The organism is Pseudomonas sp. Root569 (genome assembly GCF_001427465.1).
In the GTDB taxonomy this organism is placed as follows: domain Bacteria; phylum Pseudomonadota; class Gammaproteobacteria; order Pseudomonadales; family Pseudomonadaceae; genus Aquipseudomonas; species Aquipseudomonas synxantha.
In genome coordinates this window covers 63,422-75,637 of sequence record NZ_LMGQ01000028.1, presented here as the reverse complement: position 1 = coordinate 75,637, position 12,216 = coordinate 63,422, and the positions used below count along the sequence as shown (strand labels likewise).

Genomic DNA, 12,216 nt, shown 5'->3' with positions numbered 1-12,216 from the left:
TTATGTGATAAGCGTGAGGATGAATGATCATCCACTGGTGAGCACAAGCTGAGCGTGGTCCACTGTCTGCCCACAATGGGGTTTTTCACTGCAATCAACTTGGCTTGACCTATAGTGGGGATGACTTGAGCCACGGAACAAATACCTTGATTGGCGCAAGCCATAACTGACAGGCATGGCCATCGTGATAGAGATCCGACACCTACGTTATTTCCTGGAAATTTCCGACATGGGCAGCTTTACCGCGGCTGCGCAGCGGCTGGGTGTAGCGCAACCATCTTTGACACGCCAGATGCACGCACTGGAAGAACATGTCGGCTGCAAGCTTTTTACCCGCTCCTGGCAGGGAGCCTGCCTGACAGAAGCGGGAGAAGTGTTGCAGAAGGAGGCTCGTCTGACGGTCAGCCAATTCAATTCTGCGATCAAGCGTACGCAGGATAAAGGAAAGCAGGTTCATAGACTGGTACTGGGAATGATCCCCGGAACGGAGGATGAACTGATGGGCCGTGTTTCGACGGCACTGGGCCCCGAAATGAAAGGCATTGCGGTAGATGTTCAAAGTAAACTGCCGCTGGACCTGATCAGCGCTTTGCAACAGCAGAGCATTGAGGCCGCCTTCATTCGAAGAGGCGACGTGCCCATTGAATGGGTGAGCCAAGTTATCCGGAAGGAGACTTTGACGGCGATCCTGCCGCGCGGCCATCACCTATTACGCAAGCGTATGATTTCTGCCAGGGACTTATCCGGGGAGCGTCTGGTCGTGATCAGCGCCAAGGCAGCACCTGCGCTTCGCTCGACAATCGACGCCTTCCTGGCACCGTACAAGACAGACTTGATCGTGCCACTTGAGGCCGACGGGATGCTGAGCATTTTTTCCATGGTGACCGCCACTGGACTATGCAGCCTGGTTCCCGATTCCTTTTGCAAGATGCTGCCTAAGAACATCGCTACCCGACGCCTTGGCGCGATTTACGACTCTGCCCTCGATCTGGTCCTGGCACACACCGGGACAAGCGTCTCCCCCTTGCTGGAGCGCCTATTCGAACGTATCGGGGATTGCAAACAGCCATGATCGGCGCGTTGTTGACCAGTACGAACAACGAATAATTAGTTTTCTTTTGGGTATGTAAACCATAAAAAAAAGCCATTTTTTTTATGGTTTTTTTGTACGTAGAGTGCGTCGCAGATCGTCGAGACCGCTCACCCCATGACCATCCTGGTGCGTAGCACTGGAAGGAAACTATTGTGAATATCAATGATATCAAGCAGTACGCTTACTCTATGCCACTGACAAGTCCTGCGTTTGCACCTGGTCCGTACCGCTTTGTAAATCGAGAGTTTCTCATCATCACTTACCGTACCGACCCGGAGAAGTTACGTAAATGGGTTCCTGAACCCCTCGACATTGACATGGATAATCCCATCGTCAGATACGAGTTCATCCGAATGCCAGATTCAACAGGCTTCGGGGACTACACCGAATCGGGTCAAGTTATTCCGGTAGCTTATGCAGGGCGCAAGGGCGGCTACACCCACTCCATGTATCTCGATGACTTTGCTGCAATATCTGGTGGGCGAGAATTGTGGGGCTTTCCAAAGAAGCTCGCCAGGCCCACTCTCAGCGTTGAGTCCGATACGTTGGTGGGAGAATTGCACTACGGGAAGGTACTAGTTGCGAATGCAACTATGGGCTACAAGCATCTCGAGATGGACCACGGCCTGGCGAAGGCAGCGATTGAGGCACCTGGTTTTCTGCTGAAAATCGTTCCACATGTAGACGGTACAGCGCGTATTTTGGAACTGGTCGAATACCGTTGTGAAGATGTGCTGATTAAAGGGGCATGGACAGGGCCAGTTGGTCTGAACCTGTTTTCCCATGCGCTAGCACGAGTCAATGACCTCCCAGTGCTTGAGATTTTATCAGGTGTGCACATCGTGGCCGACCTGACACTGGGCCTGGGCGAGGTAGTCCACGACTACCTTGCACCCGTGCAACGCTGAGGGTAAAGGCCTGCACGACCTTCGTGCCCTCAACGTATTAAAGAATCCCAACAGACAGATCATCCCGCACGATACTCTTACTGCTTTGCGCCATGGCGACATCCGAATGGATCTTAAGACGCTTCGTTACTTCACCGAGATCGTTCGCCATGGCAGCTTCGGCAAGGCAGCCAAAGCTATCCCGCTTTCCCAACCGGCACTTAGCAAAGCCATACGTTTACTTGAGGATGAACTGGGCGTCACGTTACTGGAGCGCGGACGCCGGGGTGTCGGGGTAAAACTCACCACCTCTGGCGAAACCGTCCTGGAACATGCACTCACAATGCTCGCGCAGCGTGAACGCTTGTTGTTCGATCTAGACGCATCCCGCCAAGTCAAAAAAGGTGAGTTGCGCCTTGGCCTTCCCCCGCTGGGCAGTGCGCAACTGTTTGCCGCCCCTCTGGCCGAGTTCCGTGAGCGTTACCGTGGGGTTGCCATTCATTTGCGTGAACATGGCGGTGAAGAACTTGAACAGGCAATCCATAACAATGAAATAGAACTGGCGGTAACACTACTGCCTACGCTCACCGAGCTGAACGCGCTGGTCGTGCATTGTGAGCCCATGGTGTTGGTCGTTCCTCGCAGCCATTCACTCGCGACGCGCAAGAAGGTGCGGCTCAATGAGCTTGCGCACGAAGCGTTTGTCACCCTCGGCAAAGGCTCGGCACTGACGCGCATACTCAAGGAAGCTTGTGTGGCTCAGGGTTTCGAAATCCATGAAGTTGCCCAGAGTTCGCAGCCGGACTTTGCCCTTGCAATGGTAGCGGCGGGAGTGGGTATTACTTGCCTGCCGCGCCTCATAGCCAGCCACTACGAAAACACCAGTGTACAACTCGTTGATCTGGATGCGCCCGGAATGGAATGGCGCGTGGTGGTGGTCTGGCGCAGGGGTTCCGAACTGTCCTGGGCAGCCTGGAAATGGATTGAATCAGTGAAGGCCGGGGCTACATCTAGTGAATTCTCATCTTAGATTACCGACTTTATTTCCAGAATCACTTTTATGGTATCAAAAGCTCTTGAAATGCCTGCATATACTTCGGGCGCTTGCTATGTGTGCCCAAAAAAGAGCTTGCTATTCAACTCAGACGGGAGTGATCAAGATATCGTAGTCAATAAAAAACCCCGTAGACGTTAATCTACGGGGTTTCTAAGAGTGGAGGCCGAGGTCGGAATCGAACCGGCGTAGGCGGATTTGCAATCCGCTGCATAACCATTTTGCTACTCGGCCTCAAACGATCAATGCCCTTGCTGCTGACATTCACCGCATACAAACTTGAGTGGGCTATGTGAAGCTCGCCTCTACTCTAACTCATTGAATACATTGAAGTTTTTAATGCTTCATTGCGTTCGATGGGCGCCATTATGTACTCATTTGCCTATGCCTGCAACCCCTTGATTTCAAAAAATATTCTGTCTTGGCATCAAGGGGTTGCAAGCCTGCCCTACTCCTTCACGGTCTGGACTTGGTACTGCGGATCGGCTTTGATCTGGGCATCGGTGAACGGCAGTGGGCGTAGTTTTTTCTCGGAGAAAGCTTGGGTCTGGTCCTTTGAATAGTTGGACGCAGGGTTGCTGGATTCGGAGAACGCCAGCACGCCTACCGCGTTGGGGCCCTTGTCGTCGAAGGTGACAATTTGCAGATAGCTGGTGCCGCTGACCACTTCGCGTTTGCCGTCGGCGCGGGGCACGGTTTGCATGGCGTTGTAGATACCCAATTCCTGCGGGCCGCCGTGGATGGGGGTGTGGCCGGAGACTTGGATATCGCCCCAACGGCTCAGGCCAAGTTGGTTGACGTCTGCGTTGGAGGCCAGCATGGCTTCGCGCAGGGCCTTGGCAACGGGGGCGCGGTCGATGGCGAGGCCGGTTGGGGTGGTCAGGGGGCGGGCCGGGTCGAAGGCCACGCGCCAGGCGTCGGGGATTTGCTGCAGGTGCTGCATCAGGTTGATGAAGTGCACCAGGCCCACGCCGCTGTCGAGGTTGGCGTGCTGGTCCCAGTCTTTCAGGCTGGCGCACAGCGGTTGTAGCACAGCGGCGTCGGCGCCCAGGTGTTTGGCGCAGAACGCCAGCAGGTCGGGCATGACTTGGCCCGCCAGGTACACCTGGTTGTCCATGACCATGTTTTGCAGGTCTGCGACGCTGATGGGGTGTTTGTCCAGGGATTGCAGGCGTTGGATGGCAAACCGGGCGCGTGGGCCGAGGCCGATGTTGTCCTGGCTGATCACCGGCGAGAAGCCTGTCAACGGCGCCTTGGGGTTGGCCATCCAGGCGGAATCGTTGGAGTGCTGCACATAGTCGGTGCGTTGCAGCTGTGGCAACTGATCAGCAGGGAAGATACCGGCCTGGGCAGCACGCGGGTCGATGTCCCAGGCGCAGGCGCTATGGGCGCCGTCGAGCATGATCATTTGCAGGCCGGCCCGCGGGTCGCTGCATTGGGCGAGCTTGGCGGCGCTGACGTTGGGCACCACCGACAGGTTCATGTATAGGCTTTGACCCTGGTCATCGGCGGCCAGGGTGTTGACCCAGGGAATGCCTTGCAGGGTGTGTACCGAGGTTTGCAGTTCCTTGAGGCTGCCGGCGCGGTTCATGGCGTACCACTGTTGCAGCACCCGGTCGTTGCCCAGGTTGGCGTCGCGCAAGCTGAAGGCGTAGTGGCTGTCCCAGTCGAGCTTGCCGGGCCATTGCACAACGGGGCCGAACTGCGAACTGTAGACCGTATGGGTCACATCCTTGAGGCTGCCGTCGGCCTGCTTGACCTGTACCGACACAGTCGTCTTGTCCAGGGGGATGGACTTGCCGTCCAGCAGGTAACGGGTGGAGTCCTTGGGGTCGAGGGTCAGGCGGTACAGGGTGAAATGCTTGGACGTATCCACGGTATGGGTCCATGCCACATGCTGGTTGAAACCGATATTTACCACCGGCAGGCCCGGCAATGCAGCGCCCATCACATCCAACTGACCGGGGATGGTCAGGTGCATCTCGTAAAAGCGCATGCCGCCTACCCAGGGGAAGTGCGGGTTGGCCAGCAACATGCCACGGCCATTGAAGGAACGGTCACGGCCGACGGCGACGGCATTGCTGCCTCGGTCCAGGGTGAAGCGCTGTTGGTTGGCGGCGGCCAGCTCAAAGACTTTGGCGCTGGGTTGCACCCTGGCGATGGCTTGGGGTGGTGTGGCCCCCACCAAGGCTTCGGCGAATTGGCCGACACCACCTTCGACCAACAGCCTGCGGGTCAACTTCACAAGATCTTCAACCACCAACGGCCGCACCCAGGCTGCCTGGCATTGTGCCGGGGCGCCCTGCTCCTTGAGATAACGGTTATAGCCGGCCACATAGCCCTGAATGCGCTGTTGCAGCTCGGGGGTTTGCGCTTTCCAGAAGGCGGTCACCGCTTCGGGGTTATTCAGCCAGGTGAAGAACACATCGCTGGCGAGGTTGTTGCGCTCTTCCAGGGTGGCTTGTTCGGGGCCGAAAAACCTGGCGCGCTGGCCATTGACCGTCACCACTTCATTAGCCAGCAGGCACAAGTTGTCCTGGGCATAGGCGTACCCGATACCGACCCCCAGGCCACGCTCATCGTTAGCGCGAATATGGGGTACACCGTAACTGGTACGGCGGATATCCGCCGACGCCTGCGTTACTGGTTCCCGTGCCGATGCGGCCAGGCTCACCCCCAGCAACAGCACTGCCACGCCTACCCTGGACAACCCATTGGAAATAATCACGCCGACTCCACAGTCAAATTAGACACCCTTACGAGGGATGGTTACCCCACCGTAAGAACGCGAATAGCCAGGAGTAATTTAGTCGGCAGAGACGATTATCAGTGGCGGTCGAGGTGTGTCCAATCCGATACCGACAAATTTTCTACATCCATCGTTTCATGATTTGCGCCACTCGTTCGTCTTATTACTTAAGAGCGCCATCTTTTTCTGATCCGGCTCTGAAAAGGAGTTTATGCATGTATAACCCGCAAGTGCCCACGGATGGACATTCACCGACTGCCGATTCCAACTTCGGCAGTAGCACACAAGCGTTCGGCAAGTTGCCCGAACAGCAGGGCAACCAGCGCATTCGCCATTTGCTCAAGTGTTTCGGTTTGCGCACCAGCCTTATTCGGCTGAAGGTCATCGACGCCCTTCTCACCGCTGCCGACAACCAGCGCACCCTGGGGGTGCGAGGTGTGCACAGCCATTTGCTGGAGCTGGACATCCCGTTGTCGTTTCTCAGTGTGCGTGAGGTGCTCAAGCGTCTGTGCAGCGAGGGCGTGATCACGTTGAATGCCGACAAGAGCTACAGCCTCCATGAAGAGGCTGCCAAAGTGCTCGAGGGTCGGGCCTGACTCAGAAGTTGGGCTTGACCTTGCGGCGCATGATGCCGTTGATCACCACGACCACCACGGCAATCGCAATGGCCAGGTACTGGAAGGTTTTTTCGCTGATCACCCCGATATTCTGCAGATAGGACAGGCCAAACATCGATGCCAGCACTACCAGGGAAATCAGGATCGAGTATTTCAAGCGTTGCTTTTGGGTCATGACGGGTTCCTGGACCTTGGATATGTAACAACATTACCTCCCCATAAGCGCAAGCAAGCTCGGTCCTACAGGGAGGGTTATGTTACAGCCGATGAATCGCTTTGGCTCGCCCGGCGTTCAACTCGCGTGCACCCATCGCTGATGCAGCCATCGTGCAAACGCATCCAGGGCAAACCCCAGCAACCCGATCAACACCACCATCGCCATCAATTCCGAATACGCCAGGCGGTCGCGGGTATCGAGAATGTAATAGCCAAGCCCCGCACTGACCCCGAGCATTTCACACGGCACCAGCACGATCCACAGGATGCCGATCGCCAGGCGCACACCGGTCAACACGTGCCCGACCACGCCGGGAATGATCACCCGGCGCAGCGTCTCCCAACGCGTGGCACTCAAGCTTTTACTTAACTGCAACCAGCGCGGGTCGAGCTGACGCACGCCCGCTGCCGTGTTGAGCATAATCGGCCATACGGCGGCAAAGGCCAGCAGGAAGTAGATGGGCTGGTCCCCTACCCCCATCAGCATCACCACAATAGGCATCCAGGACAGTGGCGAGATCATGCGCAGAAACTGGAAGGCCGGCGTGGTTGCCGCCTCCAGGTTGCGTGAACTGCCCACCAGCAGCCCCAGTGGCACGCCCACTGACAGTGCAAGAAACAACCCGACGAAAATGCGCTTGAGGCTGACAGCAATGTGCAGATACAGCTCACTGCGCCCAAGCAATTCCCACAAACTGCTGAAGGTGGCCTCCAGGGAAAAGCGCGCCGACAACCCATCGGCCTCGCCAAACACCTTTACCCCCAGCCACCACAACACCAACAAACCGGCCAAGCCACTGCTACCAAGCAGCCAACCTGGCCACACGAAGGTTTTGCCGTTGTTCAAACGCCAATCTCCTCGTGCCGCTCATAACCGTCCGGCAAGCCGAACGTCTTCATGCCACCCACTGCTTCGATCGCATGACGGACGAAACGGTCGTCCACCAGATCCTTGGCGACGAAGGCCGGATCGAGGTCGGCGAGAAATTTCTTGTCGCCTTCGATCAGGGTGTCTTTCAGGCGCTTGACCAGTTCCTCGGTATAGCTGGGGAATGGGTAAGGCTGGAAGTCGATGCGGTGTTCGTCCCAATTGGCGTGCTGGATCGCACCGTCCGCAAGGTAGCCAGCGCGGTCGCTGGCGGCCGGGGCCAGGACTTTGCTCAACACCGGCTCGGCATGGGGTGTGTAACGGTTCGGGCCGTCCTTGGACAACAACTTCACCGCTTCTTCGCGGTTGTCCCGTGTCCATACCTGGGCCTTGACGATGGCGTTCACCACCTTCTGCGACCATTCCGGGCGGTTGGTGAGATCATGTTCGTGCATGAACACCACGCAGCACGCGTGGTTGCGCCACACATCGCCGGTAAAGCGCTGCACTCGACCCACCTTGAGATTCTCCGCCAGGGCGTTGAACGGCTCGGCGACGATGTAGCCGTCGATGCGCTTGCTGGCCAGCGCTGGCGGCATGTCCGACGGCGGCAATACGATCAGGTTGACTTCATTGGCTGCAATCGCGCCGCCGGTGGCACGGCTGACCGGCGTGAGGCCGTTGTCGCGGAACAGTTGCTGCACCACTACGTTATGGATCGAATACCAGAACGGAATCGCCACCGACTTGCCGCCCAGTTGCTTCACGTCGGTAATGCCTGGCGATACGGTCAAGCCCGAACCGCCGACATGGTTCCACGCCACGACCTTGGCCGGCACCTTGCTGCCGTAGCGCGCCCACACGGTCATCGGCGATAGCAGGTGAATCACGTTGACCTGGCCCGAGATAAACGCCTCGATCACCTGGGCCCAACTGCGTAGCAGCACCGGGCGTTCAGCCTTGATGCCTTCGGCTTCGAACAGGCCGTTATTGTGCGCAACCAGCAGCGGCGTGGCGTCGGTGATCGGCAGGTAACCGATGCGTACCGGCGCGTCAGGCTCATTGGCGGCACGGGCCTGCAGGCTGCTCAGCAACGGCAAGGCGCCGGCAGCACTGAGCACGGCAGACAGTTTGAGAAAGTCACGGCGCGAGTGGGTCAAGTCATCCAGACACATGGCTAAGCTCCTGTTGTTCTAAGGGGTTGGGTTGAGTGCGGCTCGCCTGCCGTAAGGTTTTAAGAATGTCGATACGCAGCGCGCCGATGGCCTCGACCTGTTCATCTCGCGGTTGTGGCAGGTCAATATGCCATTCGCCCAGGGTCCGCGCCGGGCGGTCGCCCAGGAGCAGAATACGGTCGGACAGCAGCAGTGCCTCATCGATATCGTGGGTGATCAATACCGCCGCCGAACCTTGTTCGCGATTGACCTTGAGCAACAGGTGCTGCATATCGGCGCGGGTCACTTCATCCAGTGCACCGAAGGGCTCGTCGAGGAGCAACACCTGAGGCTGGCGCGCCAGGCAGCGCGCCAGCGCCGTGCGCTGAGCCATGCCGCCGGACAGCTGCGCTGGGAATTGTTGCCGCGCATGTTCCAGGCCAACGGCAGCAATCGCATGGTCGACACGCTGGCGCCGCTCTTCTGTGGTCAGGTGCGGCTGGCGGGCGAAATCCAGGCCGAACGCCACATTCCTTTCCAGGTTCAACCATGGCAACAGGCTCGGGTCTTGAAACGCCACCGCCACCCTGGGATGGGGACCGCGCAGTGGCTCGCCCAAGACCTGCACACTGCCACCCTGGGCCACCTGCAAACCGGCAAGCACGCGCAACAGGCTGGATTTTCCCACGCCGCTGGGGCCGAGGATCGAAACCACTTCGCCCGGCTGCAGCTGCAAGTCGAAGCCTTGCAGCACCGGCCCGTTGGCGTACCCCAGGCAAACTCCCTGGGCCGTCATGACCGCCTGGCTCATAGATGACCCTGGCGATGCAACTCGGTACGCAGTTGCACCAGGCTTGGCGTCACAATCGGCACGAACGCCGATTCGCGCCAGCGCCGGGCAAAGCCGCTGCCATGTGCGGTCAGGTACGCCTTGCCACCGCTGGCTTGCAGCTCAAGCTGCACGGCGCTGGCGGCGGTTTCGGCCAGGGCGATACGCAGCTTGAACAAGGGCACCGGCTCGGCGGCAAAGCGCCCGGCCAGCAGGCCAGTCTTGAGCTCGGTGACCAGGTGATCCAGCGTCACGCGCAACGCTTCCAACTCTTCGCGCAATACCGTGCGACTGGCGCCCAAGTGGTGGGCCACCTCGGCCAGCGAACGTCGGGCCAGGCCAATCGACATGCCGCACTGCAAGCCCAGGAACGCCGGGCGCACTGCTGGCAGGAACTTGCGCGCATCTTCATGCAGCAACCAGTCGCGGCTCAACTCCACGCCTTCCAGGCCAAGGGCTGCGGTATTGCTCGATTGCAGCCCGAGCAGCTCCAGGTCGCGGGAACGCTGCAAGCCTGCCACCGAATCCGGGATCGCCAGGATAAAGGGCGCGCCGCCTCCCGCATGCTCGATGGCCGCTGCCGCGACAAACCCGTTCTTGCGCAGGTTAGTCACCCAATGCAAGCGACCATTGAGCGTCCACCCATGCTCGTTGGGTTCGGCACTGATCTGCAACGCCTCGATGCCCGATATGAACTTCATTGCATTCGACAGCCCGGTTGCCCCGGCCAATTTGCCACTGAGCAGGTCCGGCATCAGTTGCTCGCGCAACCGTTCATTCGGGCTCTGCAACAAATACTCGATAAACGAGCGCTGGCCCCAGCATACAAACGCCGCCGCCAGGGAATGGCTGGCAACGTTGGCAATGGCCTCGACCGCCCCCGCCACATCACCGCCCAGGCCGCCCAGCTGAGTAGGCACGCCGATTTTCAGAATATTGGCCTCTGCCAGGCGTGGCAGCACTTCCTGTGGATCGCAACTGCCCACGTCCAGGGCCTGCGCTTGAACATCGAGCCAACGGCTCAAGATTGGGTCAAGCATTCATGTCTCTCCTTTTACAGCAGGTGGACCAACGCCAATTCAGCTTGCCGGTTTTTCCCAACGGTATTGCGCCAGCTCCGGGTTCAGCGGGGTACGGGCAAACACATTGGCGAAGTTGCACAGGGTGGCCAGGCTCACCCCCAAAATGACTTCCAGCGCGTGGCCGTCGGTGTAGCCCGCAGCGCGGAACGCCTCAAAGCCGGCATCACTGACATCACCACGAGTGGCGATCACTTCCCGGGTAAAAGCGGCGAGTGTCTCATAGCGAGCGTCCGGTAGCTCACCGCGCCGGCGCAAGGCCTCGATCACGTCTTCAGGCAGCTTGGCCTTGTTGCGCGCCACGGCGGTGTGACCTGCCACGCAGAAATCGCAGCCATGGCTGGTGGCGGCAATCAGTTGCACCACTTCGCGATCGGCCAGGCTCAGTTCTGCCTTGGCGTTCAAGCCGGAGACGGTGATATAAGTCTCAAGCGCAGCCGGTGCGTTGGCCAGGACGCCCAACAGATTCGGGATAAAACCCGAGCCTTTCAGCGCGTTTTCAAGGAAAGGCCTGGCCGCTTCCGGGGCGGTTTCGGGGGTCAGTAACGGTACGCGGGACATGGCGTGGTCTCCTAGTGGGATCTAATGCCCCAGTCTGTTGGTTCTAAAAAAATCGCTCAATAGGCTAAAGTAGCGATTACTTGCTCTTGAGTCTTTCTATTAGATGAATTCGTCCAATGTTCTAGTCGACTGGTTATTAGATAGCCTCGAACTCAACACCAGCCTGTTTCACGTGGGTCGCTACTGTGGCGACTGGCATGCAAGCACCCATGGCCTGGCCCAGGCGAGCTTCCATTTGATTGTGCAGGGTGAATGCTGGCTGCATATCGACGGCGATCCAACGCCTCAGCACTTGAATAATGGTGACGCGGTGTTTCTGTTGCGCGACTTTGCTTATCGACTGTCCGGGGAAGCTACGGCAGCCGGCGCCCAGGAGTGCCCGCGCCGTCCGATGCAGGCCCTGGACAGCAACGCCACCGACGGTGTGGGATTAGTCTGCGGTTTTTTTCATTTCCAATCCGGCCTGTCGACGCTGATTGTCGACATCCTGCCCACCTGGATCATCCTGCGCGCCGGCGACCCGTCGCTTACCGCGGCACGCAACCTGTTCGAGCTGATCCTGCAAGAATGTGCCCGGGCACCTGCGCCCTCCTCTGCGTTGCTTGAACGCCTGTGTCATCTGCTGTTTCTGTATGTGCTGCGTCAACAAGTGATCGATAACACCGGCCTCGGCGGCCTGGCAGCGCTGGGCCGTGCGCCTGCGTTTGCACACCTGCTGGAACAGTTGATCGCACGGCCGGGCGAGCCCTGGAGCCTGGAAAGCATGGCGGCCTGCACCGGGTTGTCGCGCTCGGCGTTCTTCAAGCGCTTCAATGAACTGTGCGGGCAGTCACCCGGCCAGGTACTGTTGATGATCCGCATGCGCCATGCCTGCCAATTGCTCAAGGCCGACCAAACCGTAGCCGAAGCCTCCCTGACGGTGGGGTATCAGTCGGTGGCCGCGTTTACCCGCGCCTTTCATAAAGTCACCGGGCAACAGCCTGGCGCTTATCGCAGGGCGCAGGTCTAGCCGCTCATCGGCATGGGCCTGCGGCGACAATCGCGCCTACGCGCATTCAGGGACGTATACAGAATTATCCTCTGACAACCCACTGGAACCATTACCCTGC

Annotated in this window: 12 protein-coding genes and 1 tRNA gene; 5 read left to right on the top strand and 8 right to left on the bottom strand. The window is 58.7% G+C overall.

What is annotated here, in order from left to right; all coding sequences use genetic code 11:
* Positions 1–175: 175 nt before the first annotated feature.
* The 3 genes from ASD70_RS25215 to ASD70_RS25205 all read left to right on the top strand — a co-directional run bounded on the left by ASD70_RS25215 (position 176) and on the right by ASD70_RS25205 (position 3,010).
* Entirely contained in the window at positions 176–1,072 is an 897-nt protein-coding gene (locus ASD70_RS25215) for a LysR family transcriptional regulator (protein ID WP_233518702.1), read from the top strand.
* 173 nt (positions 1,073–1,245) lie between these two features.
* On the top strand, positions 1,246–2,001 hold the full coding sequence (locus tag ASD70_RS25210) for an acetoacetate decarboxylase (protein ID WP_082363242.1): 756 nt from the start codon (positions 1,246–1,248) through the stop codon (positions 1,999–2,001).
* 106 nt (positions 2,002–2,107) lie between these two features.
* A complete protein-coding gene (locus tag ASD70_RS25205) occupies positions 2,108–3,010 on the top strand; it encodes a LysR family transcriptional regulator (protein ID WP_056847704.1) in 903 nt (300 codons plus the stop codon).
* 184 nt (positions 3,011–3,194) lie between these two features.
* Here the strand turns inward: ASD70_RS25205 and ASD70_RS25200 are convergent.
* Both ASD70_RS25200 and pvdQ read right to left on the bottom strand, forming a co-directional pair.
* Positions 3,195–3,268, bottom strand: a tRNA-Cys gene (locus ASD70_RS25200).
* A 214-nt stretch (positions 3,269–3,482) separates the two neighbouring features.
* Positions 3,483–5,762 (bottom strand): bifunctional acylase PvdQ, encoded by a 2,280-nt coding sequence (pvdQ, locus tag ASD70_RS25195; protein ID WP_056847703.1) that lies wholly within the window; start codon positions 5,760–5,762, stop codon positions 3,483–3,485.
* A gap of 236 nt (positions 5,763–5,998) precedes the next feature.
* On the opposite strand from pvdQ, the gene ASD70_RS25190 reads away from it, so the two are divergent.
* Positions 5,999–6,379, top strand: a complete 381-nt coding sequence (locus tag ASD70_RS25190) for a hypothetical protein (RefSeq protein ID WP_046068284.1) — start codon at positions 5,999–6,001, stop codon at positions 6,377–6,379.
* Between the two features lies 1 nt (position 6,380).
* Here the strand turns inward: ASD70_RS25190 and ASD70_RS25185 are convergent, their stop codons facing one another.
* The 6 genes from ASD70_RS25185 to ASD70_RS25160 form a co-directional block, all read right to left on the bottom strand.
* A complete protein-coding gene (locus ASD70_RS25185; protein ID WP_043047691.1) occupies positions 6,381–6,575 on the bottom strand; it encodes a hypothetical protein in 195 nt (64 codons plus the stop codon).
* A 117-nt stretch (positions 6,576–6,692) separates the two neighbouring features.
* A complete protein-coding gene (locus ASD70_RS25180) occupies positions 6,693–7,442 on the bottom strand; it encodes an ABC transporter permease (RefSeq protein ID WP_177342333.1) in 750 nt (249 codons plus the stop codon).
* A gap of 17 nt (positions 7,443–7,459) precedes the next feature.
* Entirely contained in the window at positions 7,460–8,659 is a 1,200-nt protein-coding gene (locus tag ASD70_RS25175; RefSeq protein ID WP_046068286.1) for an ABC transporter substrate-binding protein, read from the bottom strand.
* Positions 8,646–9,449 carry an ABC transporter ATP-binding protein gene (locus ASD70_RS25170; RefSeq protein WP_056847702.1) on the bottom strand — a complete coding sequence of 268 codons (804 nt, stop codon included), beginning with the start codon at positions 9,447–9,449 and terminating at the stop codon, positions 8,646–8,648. The genes ASD70_RS25175 and ASD70_RS25170 overlap by 14 nt, the downstream gene beginning before the upstream one ends.
* A complete protein-coding gene (locus ASD70_RS25165) occupies positions 9,446–10,507 on the bottom strand; it encodes an acyl-CoA dehydrogenase family protein (RefSeq protein ID WP_046068288.1) in 1,062 nt (353 codons plus the stop codon). Before ASD70_RS25165 ends, ASD70_RS25170 begins: the two co-directional genes overlap by 4 nt.
* A gap of 39 nt (positions 10,508–10,546) precedes the next feature.
* Positions 10,547–11,107, bottom strand: coding sequence for a carboxymuconolactone decarboxylase family protein (locus ASD70_RS25160; RefSeq protein WP_043047696.1), 561 nt, complete (start codon positions 11,105–11,107; stop codon positions 10,547–10,549).
* A gap of 103 nt (positions 11,108–11,210) precedes the next feature.
* Here ASD70_RS25160 and ASD70_RS25155 point away from each other — a divergent pair, with 103 nt between their 5' ends.
* On the top strand, positions 11,211–12,116 hold the full coding sequence (locus ASD70_RS25155) for an AraC family transcriptional regulator (protein ID WP_056847701.1): 906 nt from the start codon (positions 11,211–11,213) through the stop codon (positions 12,114–12,116).
* The last annotated feature ends 100 nt before the right edge of the window (positions 12,117–12,216 follow it).